Source organism: Caballeronia zhejiangensis (assembly GCF_022879815.1).
GTDB classification, from domain to species: Bacteria; Pseudomonadota; Gammaproteobacteria; order Burkholderiales; family Burkholderiaceae; genus Caballeronia; species Caballeronia zhejiangensis.
In genome coordinates this window covers 2,823,341-2,843,580 of the sequence record NZ_CP084283.1, presented here as the reverse complement: position 1 = coordinate 2,843,580, position 20,240 = coordinate 2,823,341, and the positions used below count along the sequence as shown (strand labels likewise).

19 protein-coding genes and 2 riboswitches are annotated in these 20,240 nt (G+C 63.8%); of the genes, 13 read left to right on the top strand and 6 right to left on the bottom strand.

Annotated features, from left to right (window positions below):
* Positions 1-3: 3 nt before the first annotated feature.
* Positions 4-330 carry a hypothetical protein gene (locus LDZ23_RS13675; protein ID WP_008352517.1) on the bottom strand — a complete coding sequence of 109 codons (327 nt, stop codon included), beginning with the start codon at positions 328-330 and terminating at the stop codon, positions 4-6.
* A gap of 197 nt (positions 331-527) precedes the next feature.
* Positions 528-633: riboswitch (glycine riboswitch) on the top strand.
* Positions 634-642: 9 nt separating this feature from the next.
* A riboswitch (glycine riboswitch) is annotated at positions 643-774 on the top strand.
* Between the two features lie 116 nt (positions 775-890).
* Between LDZ23_RS13675 and gcvT the strand changes: the two genes are divergently transcribed.
* The 7 genes from gcvT to LDZ23_RS13640 all read left to right on the top strand — a co-directional run bounded on the left by gcvT (position 891) and on the right by LDZ23_RS13640 (position 9,472).
* On the top strand, positions 891-2,015 hold the full coding sequence (gcvT, locus tag LDZ23_RS13670; protein ID WP_008352518.1) for a glycine cleavage system aminomethyltransferase GcvT: 1,125 nt from the start codon (positions 891-893) through the stop codon (positions 2,013-2,015).
* Between the two features lie 62 nt (positions 2,016-2,077).
* Positions 2,078-2,458, top strand: coding sequence for a glycine cleavage system protein GcvH (gcvH, locus tag LDZ23_RS13665; protein ID WP_008352521.1), 381 nt, complete (start codon positions 2,078-2,080; stop codon positions 2,456-2,458).
* 61 nt (positions 2,459-2,519) lie between these two features.
* Positions 2,520-5,450: an aminomethyl-transferring glycine dehydrogenase gene (gene gcvP / locus LDZ23_RS13660; RefSeq protein WP_008352522.1), complete on the top strand. Its 2,931-nt coding sequence runs from the start codon at positions 2,520-2,522 to the stop codon at positions 5,448-5,450.
* A gap of 124 nt (positions 5,451-5,574) precedes the next feature.
* Positions 5,575-6,678 carry an alginate lyase family protein gene (locus LDZ23_RS13655; RefSeq protein ID WP_008352523.1) on the top strand — a complete coding sequence of 368 codons (1,104 nt, stop codon included), beginning with the start codon at positions 5,575-5,577 and terminating at the stop codon, positions 6,676-6,678.
* A gap of 21 nt (positions 6,679-6,699) precedes the next feature.
* The gene (locus LDZ23_RS13650) at positions 6,700-8,088 is read left to right on the top strand and encodes an L-serine ammonia-lyase (RefSeq protein WP_008352525.1); all 1,389 of its coding nucleotides are present in this window, start codon (positions 6,700-6,702) and stop codon (positions 8,086-8,088) included.
* Positions 8,089-8,228: 140 nt separating this feature from the next.
* Complete coding sequence (locus tag LDZ23_RS13645; RefSeq protein WP_008352527.1) at positions 8,229-8,726, top strand: hypothetical protein; 498 nt, start codon at positions 8,229-8,231, stop codon at positions 8,724-8,726.
* Positions 8,720-9,472 (top strand): hypothetical protein, encoded by a 753-nt coding sequence (locus LDZ23_RS13640; protein WP_008352529.1) that lies wholly within the window; start codon positions 8,720-8,722, stop codon positions 9,470-9,472. The genes LDZ23_RS13645 and LDZ23_RS13640 overlap by 7 nt, the downstream gene beginning before the upstream one ends.
* 9 nt (positions 9,473-9,481) lie before the next feature.
* Here the strand turns inward: LDZ23_RS13640 and flhA are convergent, their stop codons facing one another.
* The 5 genes from flhA to flgA all read right to left on the bottom strand — a co-directional run bounded on the left by flhA (position 9,482) and on the right by flgA (position 15,337).
* Positions 9,482-11,587, bottom strand: coding sequence for a flagellar biosynthesis protein FlhA (flhA, locus tag LDZ23_RS13635; protein ID WP_008352531.1), 2,106 nt, complete (start codon positions 11,585-11,587; stop codon positions 9,482-9,484).
* On the bottom strand, positions 11,584-12,792 hold the full coding sequence (gene flhB / locus LDZ23_RS13630; protein ID WP_008352533.1) for a flagellar biosynthesis protein FlhB: 1,209 nt from the start codon (positions 12,790-12,792) through the stop codon (positions 11,584-11,586). The genes flhA and flhB overlap by 4 nt, the downstream gene beginning before the upstream one ends.
* Before the next feature lie 219 nt (positions 12,793-13,011).
* Positions 13,012-13,446 (bottom strand): flagellar protein FlgN, encoded by a 435-nt coding sequence (locus tag LDZ23_RS13625; protein ID WP_008352534.1) that lies wholly within the window; start codon positions 13,444-13,446, stop codon positions 13,012-13,014.
* A gap of 80 nt (positions 13,447-13,526) precedes the next feature.
* A complete protein-coding gene (gene flgM / locus LDZ23_RS13620) occupies positions 13,527-13,868 on the bottom strand; it encodes a flagellar biosynthesis anti-sigma factor FlgM (protein ID WP_008352536.1) in 342 nt (113 codons plus the stop codon).
* A gap of 170 nt (positions 13,869-14,038) precedes the next feature.
* Entirely contained in the window at positions 14,039-15,337 is a 1,299-nt protein-coding gene (gene flgA, locus LDZ23_RS13615; protein WP_008352538.1) for a flagellar basal body P-ring formation chaperone FlgA, read from the bottom strand.
* A gap of 240 nt (positions 15,338-15,577) precedes the next feature.
* On the opposite strand from flgA, the gene flgB reads away from it, so the two are divergent.
* From flgB to flgG, 6 genes are read left to right on the top strand one after another with little or no spacing between them, the layout of a single operon-like run.
* Complete coding sequence (flgB, locus tag LDZ23_RS13610) at positions 15,578-16,057, top strand: flagellar basal body rod protein FlgB (protein WP_008352539.1); 480 nt, start codon at positions 15,578-15,580, stop codon at positions 16,055-16,057.
* An 18-nt stretch (positions 16,058-16,075) separates the two neighbouring features.
* The gene (gene flgC / locus LDZ23_RS13605) at positions 16,076-16,501 is read left to right on the top strand and encodes a flagellar basal body rod protein FlgC (protein ID WP_008352540.1); all 426 of its coding nucleotides are present in this window, start codon (positions 16,076-16,078) and stop codon (positions 16,499-16,501) included.
* A gap of 23 nt (positions 16,502-16,524) precedes the next feature.
* Positions 16,525-17,247, top strand: coding sequence for a flagellar hook assembly protein FlgD (locus LDZ23_RS13600; protein ID WP_008352541.1), 723 nt, complete (start codon positions 16,525-16,527; stop codon positions 17,245-17,247).
* A gap of 45 nt (positions 17,248-17,292) precedes the next feature.
* Complete coding sequence (gene flgE, locus LDZ23_RS13595; protein ID WP_008352542.1) at positions 17,293-18,540, top strand: flagellar hook protein FlgE; 1,248 nt, start codon at positions 17,293-17,295, stop codon at positions 18,538-18,540.
* A gap of 49 nt (positions 18,541-18,589) precedes the next feature.
* Positions 18,590-19,342, top strand: coding sequence for a flagellar basal-body rod protein FlgF (gene flgF / locus LDZ23_RS13590; protein WP_008352543.1), 753 nt, complete (start codon positions 18,590-18,592; stop codon positions 19,340-19,342).
* Positions 19,343-19,399: 57 nt separating this feature from the next.
* A complete protein-coding gene (flgG, locus tag LDZ23_RS13585; protein WP_008352544.1) occupies positions 19,400-20,188 on the top strand; it encodes a flagellar basal-body rod protein FlgG in 789 nt (262 codons plus the stop codon).
* The last annotated feature ends 52 nt before the right edge of the window (positions 20,189-20,240 follow it).

The following is a 20,240-nucleotide window of genomic DNA, read 5'->3' as shown; positions in this document are numbered from 1 at the left end:
CGCCTAGCGGCGGCTGACGCTGCCGCACGTCGTCCGCACTTCGCCGGCGATGTCGCCGCAGTTCACGTTGCCCGACACCGTCGACACCGCGCCGCCGACATCGCCGCAAGTCACGTTGCCCGACACGGTCGACACGACGCCGACCGCGCCGTGAACCGCGACCGTATCGCAGTTGTCCGCCTGAAACGCCTGAAGGTCGCCGTGCACTTCGAGCGTGATGCGCGTCGCTTCGCCGGCGCTCACGTTCTTGCCGTCGACGAGCACGCGGCCGCCGCGAACCGACACATGGTTGCCTGTATAAGTAACGCCGTTGATGGTGATCGTGGCCATGATCGTCGAAGAGGAATCAACGCGATCCGAACAGTGTACGCATAATTTCATTGCGAAAAAGCGCTGCTTCTGAAACAAACTACGACGGATTTGTCGATACACGCTCGCGCGTTTGCATCGGTTTCGAATCTGCGGAAAAGCGCAATCGCGCAAGTCCGAATCCGTTTGACAACCCCAATTCGGTCGCGTAAATTCTGCCGCACGCGTCGGGAGAGCGCGTGGCCTTTCATCGCAACGAGAAAGACCGCGCCGCCGAAGGGGCATACCCGCAAACTCTCAGGCAAAAGGACCGACCGCGTCGAGGAACGAGTTTCCTCGCACTCTGGAGAGCGGCAGCGGCTTCGTCATTGAGCCAGTTGCCCACCGAAGGGGCGCGCGATGGACCGCGGCACAGCCGTGCACGGTTCGCGCAATCTCTCAGGTACCGAGGACAGAGGGGTCACGCATCGCAACCGCTCGCGGCATGGGCCTTGCGCGCTGCTTCCCGCAGCACGAAAGGCGCATCCGGCAGGCGAATAGTGCGCTGCGTGGCCTTTTTTGTTTCGCGAACCGAGGCCCCGATGACTTCTCTTCAACACACGCCGCTGCACGCCGCTCACCTCGCGCTCAACGCGCGCATGGTCGATTTCGGCGGCTGGGACATGCCCGTCAACTACGGTTCGCAGATCGACGAGCACCGCGCGGTGCGTACCGACGCCGGCATGTTCGACGTCTCGCACATGCGCGTCGTCGATTTCGAAGGCGAGGCCGTCCGCGAATTCTTCAAGTACGCGATCGCCAATAACGTCGACAAGCTGACGACGCCCGGAAAAGCGCTCTATTCCTGCCTGCTCGACGGCGACGGCGGCGTCATCGACGATCTGATCGTCTACTACTTCTCCGAAACGAGTTTTCGCGTCGTCGTGAATGCGGGCACGGCGGAGAAGGACATCGCCTGGTTCGGTCAATTGAATGCCGAAGGCGAATTCAACCTTTCCATCACGCCGCGTCGCGACCTCGCGATCATCGCCGTGCAAGGTCCGAACGCGCGCGAAAAAGCCTGGCAAGTGCTGCCGGACACGCGCGCGCAGACGCAGGACATCAAGCCGTTCAACGCGGTCGTTTTCCCGTCGACGCAATTCGGCGAACTGATGCTCGCGCGCACCGGCTACACCGGCGAGGACGGTTTCGAGATCGTCGTGCCAGCGACGCATGTGGAAGCGCTCTGGAACGCTTTGCGCGACGCAGGCGTGAAGCCCGCCGGCCTCGGCGCGCGCGACACGCTGCGCCTCGAAGCCGGCATGAACCTCTACGGCCAGGACATGGACGAGAACGTCTCGCCCCTCGACGCCGGCCTCGCGTGGACCGTCGATCTGAAGACGCCGCGCGATTTCGTCGGCCGCAGCGCGCTCGAAGCGCACGGCTCGAAGGCGAACTTCGTCGGGCTCGTGCTCATCAAGGAAAACGGCAAGGCGGGCGGCGTGCTGCGCGCGCATCAGAAAGTCGTCACGGAACGCGGCGACGGCGAAATCACGAGCGGCACGTTTTCGCCGTCGATGCAGGAGTCGATCGCGTTCGCGCGCGTGCCCACGGGTGTTGCCGTCGGCGACACGGTGCAGGTCGTCATCCGCGACAAGCAACTGCCGGCGCGCGTGGTAAAACTTCCGTTCGTGCGCAACGGCAAGGTTCTGGTTGAGCTTTCCTGAAGCCGTCGCGCCCGTTTCCTCCGATCAAGAACCTCACGAAAGAACCACGCAAGGAGCATCCAATGAGCATCCCGGCCGATCTGAAATACACCGAATCGCACGAATGGGTCCGCACCGAATCCGATGGCACGCTGACCGTCGGCATCACCGATCACGCGCAGGAAGCGCTCGGTGACATCGTGTTCGTCGAACTGCCCGCGGCGGGCAAGACCGTTGCGGCGGGCGACGCGATCGCGGTGATCGAATCGGTGAAGGCCGCTTCCGATATTTACGCGCCGGTGTCGGGCGAGATCGTCGCATCGAACGACGCGCTGACTTCGGCGCCCGATCAGGTCAACGGCGCGCCGTACGAAAGCTGGCTCTTCAAGATCAAGCCGGCCGGCGACGCCACGCTCGACAAGCTGCTCGACGCCGAAGGCTACGGCAAGTCGATCGGCGAATAACCCATCTCAATGACGATGGCGGCTCGCGCAGACAAGAGCGAGCCGCGTCGCAGGAATTCACATGAAGCTCGAACACCCGGATCGCCTGATGAACCGCACATCCCTGTCACTCGCCGCGCTCGAATGCCACGACGCATTCGCCGAGCGGCACATCGGCCCCGATGATGCCGACCAGCGCGCGATGCTCGACGCGCTCGGTTTCGCGTCGCGCGCGGCGTTCATCGACGCGGTGATTCCTGAATCGATCCGCCGCAAGGACACGCTGCCGCTCGGCGCGTTCACGCAGCCGAAAAGCGAGGCGGAAGCGCTCGCGTATCTGCGCAAGCTGGCGGACGAGAATCTGGTGTTCCGGACTTACATCGGCCAGGGTTACTACGGCACGCACACGCCGGCGGTGATCCTGCGCAACGTGCTCGAAAATCCGGCGTGGTACACGGCATACACGCCCTATCAGCCGGAAATTTCGCAAGGGCGCCTCGAAGCGCTGCTCAATTTCCAGCAGATGGTCATGGACCTGACTGGCCTCGCGATGGCCAACGCCTCGCTGCTCGACGAATCCACCGCCGCCGCCGAAGCGATGACGCTGCTGCAACGCATCGGCAAGCCGAAGTCGAACGTGTTCTACGTTGCCGACGACGTGCTGCCGCAGACGATCGAAGTCGTGAAGACGCGCGCGAAGCCGGCGGGCATCGACGTGAAGGTCGGTCCCGCCGCCGATGCCGCCAGCGCGAATGCATTCGGCGTGCTGCTGCAATATCCGGGCGCGAACGGCGATGTGCGCGACTATCGCGCGCTCGCCGAAGCGATCCACGCGGCGGGCGGCCATGTCGTCGCCGCGGCGGATCTGCTCGCGCTGACGCTCATCACGCCGCCGGGCGAATGGGGCGCGGATGTCGCGATCGGCAATACGCAGCGTTTCGGCGTGCCGGTCGGCTTCGGCGGGCCGCACGCGGCATACATGGCCGTGCGCGATGAATTCAAGCGCCAGATGCCGGGCCGTCTCGTTGGCGTGACCGTCGATGCGCAGGGCAATCCGGCGCTGCGTCTCGCGCTCCAGACGCGCGAGCAGCACATCCGTCGCGAGAAGGCGACGTCGAATGTCTGCACGGCGCAGGCGCTGCTCGCGATCATGGCGAGCATGTACGCGGTCTATCACGGCCCGCGCGGTCTCAAGACGATCGCGCTGCGCGTGAATCGCGTGGCGTCGATCTTTGCGGCGGGCGTAAAGAAGCTCGGCTACACGATCGCGAACGACACGTTCTTCGATACCGTCACGATCGAAAGCGGCGCGAGCACGACCGCGCTGCATCAGGCCGCGTACGCCGCGCACATCAATCTGCGTCATGTGAGCGCGAGCCAGGTCGGCGTTTCGCTCGATGAAACCACCACGCGCGACGACTTGCAGAAGCTCTTCGCGCTCTTTGCGGAGGTCGCGGGCAAGACCGAAACGTTCGATATCGACGCGCTCGATCAATCGGTGACGGATTCGCTGCCGCAGGCACTGCATCGCACGAGCGAGTATCTGACGCATCCGGTTTTCAATCGCCACCACTCCGAGCACGAAATGCTGCGCTATCTGCGCAGTCTCGCGGATAAAGACCTCGCGCTCGACCGCACGATGATCCCGCTCGGTTCCTGCACGATGAAGCTCAACGCGACCTCGGAAATGCTGCCGGTCACGTGGCCCGAGTTCGCGGCGATTCATCCGTTCGCGCCCGCCGAGCAGACGGTCGGCTATCGCACGATGATCGATCAGCTCGAACAGATGCTCGTCGCGTGCACGGGTTACGCGGCGGTGTCGTTGCAGCCGAACGCCGGTTCGCAAGGCGAGTACGCGGGCTTGCTCATCATTCACGCGTATCACGAGTCGCGCGGCGAAGGGCATCGCAACGTGTGTCTGATTCCGGCGTCCGCGCACGGCACGAATCCGGCGTCGGCGCAGATGGCGGGCATGCAGGTCGTCGTCGTCGCGTGCGATGCGAACGGCAACGTCGATATCGACGATCTGAAGGCGAAGGCCGAAAAGCATTCGGCGAATCTCGCGGCGATCATGATCACGTATCCGTCGACGCACGGCGTGTTCGAGCGCAACGTCCGCGAAATCTGCGACATCGTGCACGCGCACGGCGGCCAGGTGTATGTCGACGGCGCGAACATGAACGCGATGGTCGGTCTCTGCGCGCCCGGCCAGTTCGGCGGCGACGTATCGCACTTGAATCTGCACAAGACGTTCTGCATTCCGCACGGCGGCGGCGGACCGGGCGTCGGTCCGGTCGCGGTCGGCGCGCATCTGGCGAAGTTCCTGCCGAATCAGACGTCCACTGGCTACAAGCGCGATGAAGCAGGCATCGGCGCGGTGTCGTCGGCGCCGTACGGCTCGGCCGCGATTCTGCCGATCTCGTGGATGTACATCGCGATGATGGGCGCGAGCGGCCTCACCGCCGCCACCGAAAGCGCGATTCTCGCGGCGAACTATGTCGCGAAGCGTCTCGCGCCGCACTATCCGGTGCTGTACAGCGGCGCGGGCGGACTGGTCGCGCACGAATGCATTCTCGATGTGCGTCCGATCAAGGAATCGAGCGGCATCTCGGTGGAAGACGTCGCGAAGCGCCTGATCGACTACGGCTTCCACGCGCCGACGATGAGCTTCCCGGTTCCGGGCACGCTGATGGTCGAGCCGACGGAATCGGAATCGAAGGAGGAGCTCGACCGCTTCATCGACGCGATGATCGCGATCCGCGAGGAAATCCGCGCGGTCGAAGAAGGCCGCGCCGATCGCGAGGACAACGTGCTGAAGAACGCGCCGCACACGGCGGCGGTCGTCGCATCGGATGCGTGGGAGCACAAGTACACGCGCGAAGCGGCCGCGTATCCGCTGAAGTCGCTGATCGCGCGCAAGTACTGGTCGCCGGTCGGCCGTGCGGACAACGCTTATGGCGACCGCAATCTGATGTGCTCGTGCGTGCCGGTATCGGAATACGCGGACGAGTAAGGCTACGCGCACGAACCTGAGAGAGCGCCGCCCGAAAGCGTAAAGCTTCGTCGGGCGGTTTTGCGGCGCGTTCCAGAACGGCTAACATCTCACCCCGGACCAAAAGCCAAAACAGGGAGTTCACATGGCGCTCAAGGTGCGAGAGGTGAAAGGGACGAACCGCGCGTGCGCGGCGCTGGCGATGCTCGGGGTGATGTCGCTTGCCGCATCGTCCGCGCACGCCGCGATGAATTTCTGCGCCGCGCCCGCGATGCAGACGAGCGAGCGCACCAACGCCGATCCCGGTGTGAAGGCCCTCGTGAAAATGGTGCAGTCGCGCGTGAACGATCAGCCGAAGCCGCGCGCGAAGCTGCATACGGAAGGCACGCTGCCGCACGAAGGCATCTACGACGAAAGCGTCGAAGCGGAGAAAGACCTCGGCCTGATGCGCGACGCCGCGCTCGCGTGGCGCGCGACCGGCGACGAACGTTACCTGCGTCTCGTCGACCGCTTCCTGTTCGCGTGGACGACCACGTATCAGCCGAGCTTCAATCCGATCGACGAAACGAATTTCGAATCGCTGATTCTCGCGTACGACCTCACGGCGAGCGCGCTGCCGGTCAAGACGCGCAACGCGGCGAACGCGTTCATCACGAAGATGGTGAGCGGTTATATCGACGATATGGACAAGCAGCCGCGCCCGCTGACCGGCAGCTATCGCAACAACTGGCAGAGCCATCGCGTGAAGCTGGTGGCGATGGGCGCGTTCACCATCGACGACCGCAAGCTCATCAACGCGGCGCAGCGTCTTTTTATCGAACATATCGGCGACAACATCGCGCCGGACGGATCCACGGTCGATTTCGCCGAACGCGATGCGCTGCGCTACGTCACCTACGATCTTCAGCCGCTCGTGACGGCGGCGCTCGCCGCGCGCAGGCACAACCGCAACTGGCTGCCGGAGCGCGCGCAGTCGGGTGCGACACTGGCCGTGGCGCTCAACTGGCTCACGCCGTATGCGCTCGGCACGAAGACGCACGACGAATTCGTGAAGTCGTCCGTGCCTTTCGACGCCAAGCGGCGCGAAGCAGGATTGCCGGGTTACTCGGGTCAGTGGGATCCGAGGAACGCGGCGGAACTCTTTCATCTCGCGGCGCGTCTCGACGGCCGCTACGCGCCGGTGGCGCTGCGGCTCGCGCCCGCGCCGCCCGCGTGGCTCGCGGTGTGTCTGCCGCTGCCGGCGCGTTAATTCTTTCAGTCAGGTGATGTCATGGCAGTCAGCGTATTCGACCTCTTCAAGATCGGCATCGGACCTTCGAGCTCGCACACCGTCGGACCGATGCGCGCCGCGTTGATGTTCGCGCAGGGGCTCGAGCGCGACGAACTGCTGGAATCGACGGCATCGGTGAAATGCGAGCTGTACGGCTCCCTCGGCGCGACGGGCAAGGGCCACGGCACCGATCGCGGCGTGATGCTCGGCCTGATGGGCGACGCGCCCGATACCGTCGATGCTTCGAGCATCGTGCCGCGTCTGGAGCAAGTGCGGACATCGAAAACGCTCGCGCTGCTCGGCGCGCGCAAGATTCCGTTCACGATCAAGGAGAACATCGCGTTCTACCGGCAGGCGCTGCCGGAGCATCCGAACGGCATGAAGCTCTACGCGTTCGATGCGAACGGCGCGTTGCTGCGCGAGGCGACGTATCTGTCTGTTGGCGGCGGATTCGTCGTGACGGCGGGCGCGGCGAATACGGCGGTGCTGACGGCGCACGAGCAGTTGCCGTATCCGTTCCAGACCGGCGACGAGCTGATGAAGATGTGCGCGGACTCGGGCAAATCGATCGCGCAACTGATGTGGGAAAACGAGCGCGTGTGGCGTTCGGAAGACGAGATTCGCAGCGGGCTGCTGCGCATCTGGGACGTGATGCAGGATTGCGTCGCGCGCGGGTGCGGCATCGGCAATCCGGAAGCGGAAGGGCATCTGCCGGGGCCGTTTCAGGTGAAGCGGCGCGCGCCGCAGCTTTATCGCGCGCTGGCTGAAAAGCCCGAGCAGGCGTTGCGCGATCCGTTGTCGATGATCGACTGGATCAATCTCTACGCGATTGCCGTGAACGAGGAGAACGCGATCGGCGGACGCGTCGTGACGGCGCCGACCAACGGCGCGGCGGGCATCATTCCGGCGGTGTTGCATTACTACGATCGCTTCGTGCCGGGATCGAATACGCAAGGCGTGATCGATTTTTTGCTGACGGCTGCGGCCATCGGCATTCTGTACAAGATGAATGCGTCGATTTCCGGCGCGGAAGTCGGATGTCAGGGCGAAGTCGGCGTCGCGTGTTCGATGGCGGCGGGCGCGCTGGCCGCGGTGCTCGGCGGCACGCCGGCGCAAGTCGAGAATGCGGCGGAAATCGGCATGGAGCATAACCTCGGGCTGACGTGCGATCCGGTCGGCGGAATGGTGCAGATTCCGTGCATCGAGCGTAACGCGATGGGTTCGGTCAAGGCGGTCAACGCGGCGCGCATGGCGATGCGCGGGGACGGATCGCACTACGTTTCGCTCGATTCGGTAATCAAGACCATGAGGGAGACGGGCGCGGATATGAAGACCAAATATAAAGAGACTTCGCGCGGCGGATTGGCGGTGAATATCGTGGAGTGTTGAGCGCTAGGAGTTGCCTGCGGATAAGCCGCTTTATCGATGACTGAAACATTCGTTGTACGAGATAAATTTGCGGTGCGGACGCGGTTAGCATCAGCGGAATCCAAGACAGATTTTGCCGATTGCAGACCGAGAGAGCAGCATTGGAATCCGATCAATTGCTTGCCCACAAGCAGGCGTTCAAGACGCTGACTGCGTCGCCCAAGTTCAGGCAGATGAACAAGAGCAAGTGGCCGAAGCCATTCAGCAGAATGGCGCGTCCGCGTGTCCAGGCCACCGATCTGATTCCCGTTTCGGATGCGCACTGCGTGCTGTTCATGTGGCGCGATGGCGAAGAGCTAATGGATCAATCGTTCTACGGACACCTGCTCTGGACTTTGCCTCAAGGCGATTTGTATCCGCTGTTGGAGTTTCACTATCATCCGAGCCATAAAGGCGTGCATTGCAAGATGCCCTGCGAAACGACCATCGATTATCGGAATCGCTTGCTGCCGGGCGCGCCGGAGCTTAACCTCAAGTCATCTCGAATTTTCGATCCGCGCGTCACAGATGATCGCTCGGCGCTCATCGTCCTATTTTGCCGAGCGACAGGCATCACGATCTCTAACGAGCAAAACGGTCAAGGCGATTTATTGTGTTAGCCGAATTCCTGAAGCGAACGGTATGCGCGCTCTTCGAAGTTCACGAAGATCCGCGTGACGTGTTTCGCATCGTCACTCCGCTCGAGTATCCGGGCACCGGAGATCGCGTGGTGGTTCGAGTGCGCGTTCGCGATGGCGCGTTTTCGATCGACGAGAACGGTGAGGCTTGCCTTTGCGCCAGCATGATCGGCGGGGACGTCGAGTCCGGCGCCGTCGAGCAGTGGTCGCAGAGCCTTTTGCAGTACAGTCCGGCGCGTCTTTGCAACGACGAAGTCATTCGCGCCACGACAATGGACGAGCGGCTGGTGGTCCCCTACGTGTTTCGCGTGGCCGAGGCGGCGCAGCAGCTTTACGGTGTGGCGACGTCGCGCGTCGAACGCCGATCGGGAAGTGATTTCAAGGGACGCTTGTCACGCACGATTGCCGACATAGCCCAAGAATTCGACTTGAAGCACTATGCCGAGGTCGAACTGCCCATCTCAGGGAAATTCATCGCGGACCACGTGATCGAGACGCCGACGCCGTCGATCGTCATTGCAGCCATGAGCGATACGCGACTCCTGGAAGGGGAATTGATTCACATGCAGTATCGCGAGGCAAAGAAGTCGGGGCACATACTGGCGATCGCCGAGAGTCAGTTAGCCGTCGGCAAGGCACAGTTCGAACGCGCCAACTACTACACCTGGAAGACCGTCGTCTTCGATGCGCGAAACCTTCGAAGTCTGATCGGTTCGGTCCTTCATTGAAGCGGAACATCACGCCCCAATCAAATTCACCACCTTCACATTCCTCGTATCCGGCACTTCGGCATACGAGATCACCTTCAACTGCGGCAAGCTCCGGCGCAGGAACCGCGCCAGCATCGCGCGCAGCGAATGCTGCACGAGCAGCACCGGCGGCAAGCCCAGGTTCTGCTGACGCATGATCGCGTTTTGCGTCGAGTTCATCAGCGTCTGCGCGAGTCCCGGTTCCAGTCCCGGATTCGGACCCGTCGACAATGCCTGCGACAGCACGCGCTCCAGCGTCGGATCGAGGCCCATCACCTGCAGATCGTCGTTGCCCGGATACCACTGCTGCGTGATCGCGCGGCCCAGCGCGAGACGTACCGCCGCCGTGAGATCGTGTGCATCCGAAACACGCGGCGCGTGTTCCTGCAACGCGTCGAGAATCGTACGCATGTCGCGGATCGGCACGCTTTCGTCCAGCAGGTTCTGCAACACCTTCTGCAGCGTCGTAAGCGAAATGACCTTCGGCACGAGATCTTCCGTCAGCGAAGGCGTGTCCTTGCCGATGCGCTCCAGCAGCGCCTGCACTTCCTGACGGCCGAGCAATTCGGCAGCATGCGTCACGACGAGGTGATTCAAATGCGTCGCGACGACCGTGCTCGCATCGACGACCGTGTAGCCGTAGACCTGAGCCTGTTCGCGCAGATTCGTATCGATCCACACCGCCGGCAGACCGAACGCCGGATCCTGCGTCTGCGCGCCCGGCAGCGCGGCCGAGACCTGTCCCGGATTGATCGCGAGCCACTGACCCGGAAACGCCTCGCCGACGCCCACTTCCACGCCCTTCAGCGCAATGCGATAACCGTTCGGCCGCAGTTCGAGATTGTCGCGAATGTGGATGACCGGCGGCAAAAAGCCGATTTCCTGCGCGAATTTCTTGCGGATGCCCTTGATCCGCTTGAGCAATTCGCCGTCGCTGTTGCGATCGACGAGCGGAATCAGGCGATAACCCACCTCGAGCCCGAGCGGATCGATGAGCGACACGTCCTCCCAACTGGCCTCGGCATTTTCGGCGGAAGCAGCAGCCGCGCTCGCCTGGAGCGGCGTGACATCGGTGACGGCGCTTTTCTTCTTCGCTTCGGCGCGCTTGTTCATCGTGCGCGCGGCGTAGATGAGGCCGCCGCCGAGCAGCATGAACGCGAAGTGCGGCATGCCCGGAATCAGGCCCATCACGCCGATGATCACGCCTGTAATCATCAAGACGCGCGGGTTCTGGAACAGCTGGCCGGTCAGCTGCGTGCCGATGTCTTCCTCGGTCGCGACGCGCGACACGATCACGCCTGCCGCCGTCGAGATGATGAGCGACGGAATCTGCGCGACGAGGCCGTCGCCGATCGTGAGCAGCGTGTAGTTGGTCGCCGCGTGCCCGAAGTCCATGTCGTGCTGGAGCATGCCGACGATCAGCCCGCCCACCACGTTGATGACCATGATGAGCAAGCCCGCGATCGCGTCGCCGCGCACGAACTTCGACGCACCGTCCATCGAACCGTAGAACTCGGCTTCCTGCGCGACCGCCTGACGGCGCTTCTTCGCCGTTTCCTCGTTGATGAGACCGGCGTTCAGATCGGCGTCGATGGCCATCTGCTTGCCGGGCATCGCATCGAGCGTGAAGCGCGCGCCGACTTCGGCGATACGTCCCGCGCCCTTCGTGATCACCATGAAGTTGATGATCATCAGAATCACGAACACGACGATACCGACCGCGAAATTCCCGCCGACGAGAAAGTGCCCGAACGATTCGATCACCTGACCGGCCGCGTCCGGGCCGGTGTGACCCTCGAGCAGCACGATACGCGTCGACGCGACGTTCAGCGACAGGCGCAGCAGCGTCGAGAACAGCAGCACGCTCGGGAACGCCGCGAAATCGAGCGGCTTTTGCGTGTACATGCTGACGAGCAGCACCATCACCGACAGCGCGATGTTGAAGGTGAACAACAGATCCAGCAGGAACGCCGGCAAGGGCAGAATCATCATGCCCAAGATCATGCAGATCAGGATCGGGCCGGCTAAGGCGCGAAGGTTCTGCGTGCCCAGCGCGTCGGGCCGTTTGGCGAAAAATCCAGCGCGCGCGTTCATGCTGCGGCTCCATTGTCAGTGTTGTCGCCAGCCAGGGCTTCGGCAGCTTCCTGATCGGCGTCGGCGTCGGAAACGCCGCCTTTGTCCAGTTCCTTCGGCACCTCGAGATCGGACGGTTCGTCCGGCTTGATGCCGCCATCTTCCTTGTAGCGCTTGAGCTGGTAGACCCACGCCAGCACTTGCGCGACCGCGCCGTACAACGCGCCCGGAATCTCGCGGTTGATCTCGACGTTGTGATACAGCGCACGCGCGAGCGGCGGCGCTTCGAGCAGCGGCACGTTGTGCTCGCGGCCCAGTTCGCGGATGCGCGCCGCGACCAGATTCACGCCCTTCGCGACCACCTTCGGCGCGCGCATCTCGCCGTCGGCGTACTTCAGCGCGACGGCGAAGTGCGTCGGGTTCGTGACGATGACATCGGCGGTCGGAATCGCCTGCATCATCCGGCGACGCGCGGCCGCGCGCTGCTGCTGGCGGATCTTGCCCTTGATGTGCGGATCGCCTTCGTTTTCCTTGTGCTCGCGCTTCACTTCTTCCTTGCTCATGCGCAGCTTCTTCGCGTGCGAGTAAAGCTGATACGGCACGTCGACGGCCGCGACGAGAAACAGTCCGCCGATCGCCATCGCGCAGCACACGAAAATCATGTGCATCGCGTCGGCGAGCGCGAGATCGAGCGGCTTCGTCAAAAGGCCGAGCACTTCGGCCTTGCGGCTCCACATCGCCCAGCCCGCCATGCCACCGACCACCGCCGTCTTCAAGAGCGACATGCCGAGCTGCACCGGGCCTTGCATCGAGAAAATCTTGCCGAGACCGCTGATCGGATTCAGACGCCCGAAGTTCGGCGCGAGCGGTTTCGTCGTGATGAGCCAGCCGCCGAGAGCCATCGGCGCGACGAGCGCGGCGAATCCGGTCAGCAGCAGCACGGGCAAAACGGCGAAGAGACCTTCCCGGCCCGCGTTTGCCGCGCCGATCATCATCTGGTGCGTGTCGAGCACCGTCGCGTGATCGAACGTGAACGCGCCGCGAAGAATCGTCTGCAAATGCTGGTTGATCGGCCCCGACAACGCCCACACGCCGAAAAAACCCGCCGCCAGCAGCGCGAACGACGCGAGCTCGCGCGAACGCGCAACCTGACCGTCCTCCCGCGCCTTTTCCAGGCGCTTGGGAGTCGCTGATTCGGTTTTTTCGAGATCGCTTTCTTCTGCCACCGGGCCTTACTCCATCGCTTCCATCGGTTTCACATGCGAGCGGCAGGAAGCCGCTTTTTGATGAAAGCGATTATTGCGGAAGGCGTCGAGCAGCCATCGGCGGATAAAGCCGGGGAAAAGGGGGTTATTCGGCCGATGAAAGCGCGGGAAACAAAAGCGGCGCGCGCCTCGCGAGAAGCGCGCGCCGTTCGAGAGGCGAGAAACGGCAATGACAGGCGATCAGGCGCCGGGCACGCGGCCGTCCGGACCGTAGAAGCCGCCCTTCGACGGAGCGACCTGCAACGCGGCGAGCGCCTTGCGGTTGTATTCCATGCGGGTGCGGATCAGCACGCCGTTGTTGTTGTTGCCCTGTTTCGCGCGGCGGGCCGCGGCGGTGAGCAGCGCCCATTGCTCGGCGATCTTGCTGTCGCCCGCAGCGGCCGCTTCCATGCCGACGAAGCCGCCGGGAAAACCGAGCGCGTTCAATTGTTCGTCGCGCGCCTTTTCGAGAGCGGAGATGCGTTCGGTGAGCGCGGTCTTGTTCTCGATGATCGTCGGCAGCGCCGGAAGCGGCTGCGCGGCGATCAGCGCTTTTTCCTCGACCTCGAGGAGGGATTCGAAGGCCAGAACAGCGGCGACTTCTTCGGTGACAGTGGCAAGCAGGGCGTCTCTCATTGCATCGCTCGAAAAGCGGTTTGAAAAGCCGCCCGGTGTCGCCAACGCTCGCCGTCACGCGCAAGGCGCTACGGAAGCGTTCAGCCGCCGGTCGGCGGGGTTCTCGTTTGCAGCAGGTCGCGAGCGGTGCTCAAAATGCCGTCGGCGATCTTGCTGGTGTCCATCTTCAGGCTGCCGTCGCGGATTGCGGCCTTGATCGACTCGACTTTCGCCGTGTCGATGTCCGAGCCGCTCGATGCGCGCAAGTCGCTCGAAACCGACGACAGACTCACCGTCGAATTCTTCGCCGGGCTCGCGCCCGCTTGCGATTGCTGCACGGTGCCCGCGGCACCTTTCGCGTCGTTTTGCGACGCGCGCGGCAGATTGTCTTGAAGGCCAGCCAGATTGGTGTTGCTATTCGATTCGATCTTCACGATGTCCATTCCCGAACGTGTTGAGTCCTTTAACGGCGACGGGTCTTGAAAACTTTACCCTGACGCCGGACTGCCAACTGCCGTTCGCTCTGCCTATCGCGCTCAGAGCCTTATGTGGCGGGCATCGAGCGCATTTGCAACAAAATGAAACAAGTGTGGGGGACCGAACACATCCCGTTTTACAGGGCCACTTCCACCGTCTGACTGTCCTTCACGATGCCGGTGATGATCTGGCCACCGGCGGTTTTGACGCGTACTTGCTGGCCGGGCGCCGCGTTGTTCATCACGGTGCCGTCGGCGGAAATCGAGAATCCGGAGCCGCCGGCGACGACGTGCACGGTCTGGCCGATCGACACCGACGTCGACGCGCGCAGCATGTCGGTGCGCAGCGGCAGGCCGGCCGGCACGCGCGACAGTGCGACTGCGCCGACGGCCTGAGCCGGATCGGTGACGATGGCCTGCGGCATCACGGTGAGATCGCCGTCGCGGGCGACGAGATCGGCGTTGTTCAGTACTTCGCCCGGCGCGATTGCGCGCGCGGCGGTGTAGTAAGTGGCGTTGATCGATACGCGCGCCTGCACGTAAAGCGTCCACGGACGCTCGCCGACGCAGCGCACGCCGACCGTCAGTCGACCCCAGAGGCGCGCGCCCGTCGGCATGAACGGATCGAGCGCCGAGCACGCCGCGAGACCGCGCGGAAAGACCGGCGTCACGGTGATGTCGACCTTGCCCGGCAAGCCGGCGGCCTGCTGCTGAAGAAAGTTGAGCGCGGTGAGGCGGATCGATTCGCCGTCTTGCATGGTGGCGGCTACCGCTGCGGCCGGCGTTGCTGCTGCCGCCGACGGATTGAAGCTCACGCGCTTCATCGGCGAAGCGGTGGCGGCGACGGGCGTCGCGGGGCTGGCCGCGACGGGCTTGACGCTCGCGCCGCGGACGACGCCATCGTCGCGCGTCACGACGACGGGCATCACCTCGCGCGAAGCGGATGCGGCCGGCGCTTTCTGAAGCGCAGGCGCCGCAACCGCAACCGCGCGCGCAGGCTTCGCTTCGCCCGGTCCGGGAATCACGATCATGCCGCTCGCGTCGTTCATCGCGCTGTTCATCGCGCTGTTCATCGAATCGTCGGCGGCGTCGGCGCGGGCGTCGAGTTCGAGCGCGGCGTTGCGCATCGCGGCGTCGGCGGCTTTGGTCGCGGCGCGATAGCCGCTCGGGCCCGGACGCGTCATTTCAGGCGGGGGCGCCGCGGCAACGGGCGTCGCGGCGCGTGCCGTCAGCTTTTGGGCCATGTCGGCGGCGGCGGCCGGATTGGTTTCGGCGTTGCCCGGAATGACGATCGGGCCGTCGGCCTGCTGCGCCTGTGCGAGCGCAGCCACGCCCATCCATAGAGACACGCCGGCCAGACCGCGCAGCGTGCGGCGCGCGAACGTCGCTGCGGCGCGAGCCGTAGGGTTCGATGCACGTTTCGCGGACCTGCTCATCGACTTTCTCCGTACCTGATTCGATCGGGCCGCAAACGATGCGGCGACTGCATTGATCCGTTTGCGGCGGGAAAAAGACCCGCAATCGGCAACGAGACGAATTCTAGATATCGGCCGGATAACGCAAGCGTCGAATAGAGGCCCCGTTTCCCGGTTATTCGTCGGATTAGTTATTGCGCGCCGCTCCTAAGATGCGTGTCATGCAAAAAGGCCCCGGCGCTGCCGACAGGAGAAACCGCAATGCTTGACAGACTCGACAAGGAATTCGCATTTGGCCGCGAGGCGCTCGACGTGCGCGCGTATCGGCAGGAATTGCTGTCGTCGAATATCGCCAACGCCGACACTCCCGGCTACAAGGCGCGCGACGTCGACTTTTCGAGCGCGCTCGCGGGCGCGCTCAAGCAGGGCGGCAGCGCATCGAACGGCTCGACGCTGAAGATGGCGCAACCCGTCCGCGTCAGCACGAGCGGCGGCATGGCGACGACGGCCAAGGGCCACATGAGCGGCACGTCGACGCTGTCCGCGTCGGGCGGCCCGAGCGACGACTACGGCAAGCTCGCCTATCGCGTGCCGAGCCAGCCGTCGCTCGACGGCAACACGGTCGATCTCGACTCGGAACGCGTGCAGTTCGCGGACAACGCGCTGCACTTCGAGGCGGGCATGACGGTGCTGTCGTCGCAAATCAAATCGATGTTGTCGGCGATTACGTCGAACAGTTGAGCGCAGTAGGAGAAACACATGCCTTCCTTGATGAACATCTTCAACGTCGCCGGCTCGGCGATGTCAGCCCAGGCGCAGCGCCTGAACGTCACCGCGTCCAACCTCGCGAACGCGGACAGCACGACCGGCCCCGACGGCAAGCCGTACAAGGCCAAGCAGGTCGTGTTCGCGGTCGATCCGCTCGGCGGCGCGAAGACCGCGTCGGGCCAGCAGGTCGGCGGCGTGCAGGTGACGGGCGTCGTCGACGATCCGAGCCCGATGAAGACCAGCTACGACCCGAGCAACCCGGCGGCGAACGCGGACGGCTATGTGACGCTGCCCAACGTCGATCCGGTGCAGGAGATGGTCAACATGATTTCCGCGTCGCGTTCCTATCAGGCGAACGTCGAGACGCTCAACACCGCCAAGCAACTGATGCTCAAGACCCTGACCATCGGAACCTGACAGAGACACTCAAGGAACACAACGTGACGACCAGCACAACCATCGGCAGCAACGGCACCACGGTGTCGCAGACGCTGCTCGACACCATGAACGGCGCATCGTCGAGCTCGTCGACGTCGTCGACCTCGGCGACCGGCGCGCAATCGGCGTCGGATCTGCAGAACACATTCCTGACGCTGCTCGTGACGCAGCTCAAGAACCAGGATCCGACGAATCCCGCCGACAGCTCGCAGATGACCTCGCAGCTCGCGCAGATCAACACGGTGACGGGCATCGGCCAGCTGAACACGTCGCTGTCCTCGCTCGCGACGCAGCTTTCCGCCGGCCAGCAGACGCAGGCGGCGCTGCTCATCGGCTCGAACGTGCTCGCCGCGGGCAACAACATGACGGTGTCGAGCGGCAAGTCGTCGAGCTTCGGCGTGCAACTGGCCAACGACGTGAGCGACCTGCAGATCGTCGTGAAGAACTCGTCGGGCCAGATCGTCAACACGCTCGACCTCGGCGCGCAAGGCGCGGGCGTCGTGCCGGTGACGGGCTGGACGCCGGTCGATTCGAAGGGCGCCACGCTCGCCGACGGCACGTACACGATCACCGCGCAAGGCACGATCAACGGCCAGCAGGCGACCGCGACGACGCTGTCGGCTTCGCAAGTGCAAAGCGTCGTGCAGATGTCCGGCGGTGCGCCGGGCCTCAAGCTGTCGAACGGCTCCACGGTCGCGCTGTCGGGCGTCGCGTCGATCCTCTAAATCCAATTTCAGGACGGGCGCGGGCTCGTTACGGAGAAACATCAAATGAGTTACCAACAAGCACTGAGCGGTCTGGGCGCTGCATCGAGCGATCTCGACGTCATCGGCAACAACATCGCCAACGCGAACACGGTCGGCTTCAAGCAGGGCTCCGCGCAATTCGCCGACATGTACGCGAATTCGATGGCCACGGCCGTGAACAACCAGATCGGCATCGGCACGAAGCTCGCCGAAGTGCAGCAGCAGTTCTCGCAAGGCACGATCACGACGACCAACCAGGCGCTCGATGTCGCGATCAACGGCAACGGTTTCTATCAGTTGTCGAACAACGGCTCGATCGTGTATTCGCGCAACGGCGTGTTCCATCTCGACAACCAGGGCCGCATCGTCAACTCGGCGGGCCTGCAACTGATGGGTTACGCCGCGAACTCGGACGGCGTCGTCAACAGCGCGAGCACCGTGCCGCTGACCGTGCCGACGTCGAACGTCGCGCCGACCGCGACCAAGAACATCACGGCCGCGTTCAACCTGAACTCGCAGGACACCGCGCCGACCGGCGCCTTCGATCCGACCGATTCGACGACCTTCAACCAGTCGACGTCCGTCGACGTGTACGACTCGCTCGGCGGCACGCAGAAAGTGTCCGTGTACTTCCAGAAGAGCGCGACGACGAATACGTGGCAAGCCTACGCGACCTACGGCGACCCGGTCAGCGCGCCGATTTCGCTCGGCACGATGGCGTTCAATTCGTCGGGCACGTTGACCTCGACCACCGATTCGAGCGGCGCGGCGACGGCGGCAACCGGCAAGTTCACGTTCTCGATTCCGAACGGCGGGGACGGCGGCGCGACGCAGCAAGCGCTGACGATCGACCTCAACGGCACCACGCAGTACGGCGCGAAAGACGGCGTGACCAACATCGCGCAGGACGGCAACAGCACGGGCGAGCTGACGGGCTTCACGGTCAGCACCGACGGCACGCTGACGGGCAACTACTCGAACGGCCAAACGAAAGCGCTCGGGCAGATCGCCATCGCCAACTTCAACAACCAGAACGGCCTGCAGGATCTCGGCGGCAACGTCTACGCGCAGACCTCGGCGTCGGGCGCACCGCAAGTCGGCGTGCCGGGCTCGACCAACCACGGCACGCTGCAGGGCGGCGCGGTGGAGAACTCCAACGTCGACCTGACGAGCGAGCTCGTGAATCTGATCACCGCGCAGCGCAACTATCAGGCGAACGCGCAGACGATCAAGACGCAGCAGACCGTCGACCAGACGCTGATCAATCTGTAACCGTCGTCTGCACGCGAATTTGACGCATTAGGAAGAAGGAAAGCGATTCATGGACCGTCTGATCTACACCGCGATGACCGGCGCGAGCCAGGCGCTCGAGCAGCAGGCCGTCGTGGCGAACAACCTCGCGAACACGTCGACCACGGGTTTCAAGGCGCAGCTCGCGGCGTTCCGCCAGGTGCCGATGTCGTTCGAAGACCAGTCCGCCGATGGCACGACGCGCACTTTCGTGCTTTCGTCGACGCCGAACGCGGACTACTCGGCAGGCCCGATCCAGCAGACGGGCAATCCGCTCGATGTCGCCGTTCAGGGACAGGGCTGGTTGTCCGTGCAGGCCGCCGACGGCAGCGAGGCTTACACGCGCGCCGGCAATCTGCATGTGGATCAGAACGGCCAGCTCGTCACGGCGAACAATCTGCCGGTGCTGGGCAACAGCGGCCCGCTGTCGATTCCGCCGGGCGCGGAAGTCACCATCGGCAAGGACGGCACGATCTCCGCGCTGATTCCCGGCGACCCGCCGACGGCGATCGCGGTCGTCGATCAGCTCAAGCTCGTGAATCCCGATCCGGCGACGCTCACGCGCGGCGATGACGGGCTCTTTCGCACCGCCGGCGGCGACCCCGCCGACGCGGATCCGAACGTGGTCGTGGCCGGCGGCGCGCTCGAAGGCAGCAACGTGAATCCGGTTGCCGCGATGGTCTCGATGATCACCAACGCGCGGCAATTCCAGATGCAGACGAAGCTGATGGAATCGGCGGACCAGAACGAACAGTCGGCCAACAAGCTGCTCAACTTCTCTTAAGCGGCAAACAGGCTGTAAACACGCGGCAAACGCCGGCTACACAGGATACGAAACAAGATGAATCGCTCTCTCTACATCGCCGCGACCGGCATGAATGCGCAGCAAGCGCAGATGGACACCATCTCGAACAACCTCGCCAACGTGAGCACGAACGGCTTCAAGGGCTCGCGCGCGGTGTTCGAGGATCTGCTGTATCAGACGACGCGCCAGCCGGGCGCGAATTCGACGCAGCAGACCGAACTCGCATCGGGCGTGCAGCTCGGCACCGGCGTGCAACAGGTCGCGACCGAGCGCCTCTACACGCAGGGCAACCTGCAGCAGACCGGCAATTCGAAGGACGTCGCGATCAACGGCCAGGGCTTCTTCCAGGTGACGATGCCCGACGGCTCGACCGCCTACACCCGCGACGGCTCGTTCCAGACGAACTCGCAAGGCCAGCTCGTCACGTCGAGCGGGTATCAGCTGAATCCGGCGATCACGATTCCGCAGAACGCGACGGGGATCACCATCGGTTCGGACGGCACGGTGTCGGTGACGACCGCGAACACGTCGACCAGCACGACGGTCGGCCAGGTCACGCTCGCGACCTTCATCAACCCGGCCGGCCTCGATGCGCGCGGCGAAAACCTGTTCTCGGAAACGAGCAGCTCGGGCGCGCCGAACGTGTCGCAGCCGGGACTGAACGGCGCGGGCTCGCTGCAACAGGGTTATGTGGAAGCGTCGAACGTCAACGTGGTGCAGGAATTGGTCAACATGATCCAGACCCAGCGCGCGTACGAAATCAACAGCAAGGCCGTGACCACGTCCGACCAGATGTTGCAGACGCTTTCGCAAATGCAGGTTTAATCCCCTCTATTCGACGGATGGGAATCGCGGCGATGGCGTCACACTGATGCCT

Coding starts and splice junctions, on each gene's coding strand:
- LDZ23_RS13675 (WP_008352517.1), bottom strand. CDS start 330: ATGGCCACGATCACCATCAACGGCGTTACTTATACAGGCAACCATGTG.
- gcvT (WP_008352518.1), top strand. CDS start 891: ATGACTTCTCTTCAACACACGCCGCTGCACGCCGCTCACCTCGCGCTC.
- gcvH (WP_008352521.1), top strand. CDS start 2,078: ATGAGCATCCCGGCCGATCTGAAATACACCGAATCGCACGAATGGGTC.
- gcvP (WP_008352522.1), top strand. CDS start 2,520: ATGAAGCTCGAACACCCGGATCGCCTGATGAACCGCACATCCCTGTCA.
- LDZ23_RS13655 (WP_008352523.1), top strand. CDS start 5,575: ATGGCGCTCAAGGTGCGAGAGGTGAAAGGGACGAACCGCGCGTGCGCG.
- LDZ23_RS13650 (WP_008352525.1), top strand. CDS start 6,700: ATGGCAGTCAGCGTATTCGACCTCTTCAAGATCGGCATCGGACCTTCG.
- flhA (WP_008352531.1), bottom strand. CDS start 11,587: ATGAACGCGCGCGCTGGATTTTTCGCCAAACGGCCCGACGCGCTGGGC.
- LDZ23_RS13625 (WP_008352534.1), bottom strand. CDS start 13,446: ATGAGAGACGCCCTGCTTGCCACTGTCACCGAAGAAGTCGCCGCTGTT.
- flgM (WP_008352536.1), bottom strand. CDS start 13,868: ATGGACATCGTGAAGATCGAATCGAATAGCAACACCAATCTGGCTGGC.
- flgA (WP_008352538.1), bottom strand. CDS start 15,337: ATGAGCAGGTCCGCGAAACGTGCATCGAACCCTACGGCTCGCGCCGCA.
- flgB (WP_008352539.1), top strand. CDS start 15,578: ATGCTTGACAGACTCGACAAGGAATTCGCATTTGGCCGCGAGGCGCTC.
- flgC (WP_008352540.1), top strand. CDS start 16,076: ATGCCTTCCTTGATGAACATCTTCAACGTCGCCGGCTCGGCGATGTCA.
- flgE (WP_008352542.1), top strand. CDS start 17,293: ATGAGTTACCAACAAGCACTGAGCGGTCTGGGCGCTGCATCGAGCGAT.
- flgF (WP_008352543.1), top strand. CDS start 18,590: ATGGACCGTCTGATCTACACCGCGATGACCGGCGCGAGCCAGGCGCTC.
- flgG (WP_008352544.1), top strand. CDS start 19,400: ATGAATCGCTCTCTCTACATCGCCGCGACCGGCATGAATGCGCAGCAA.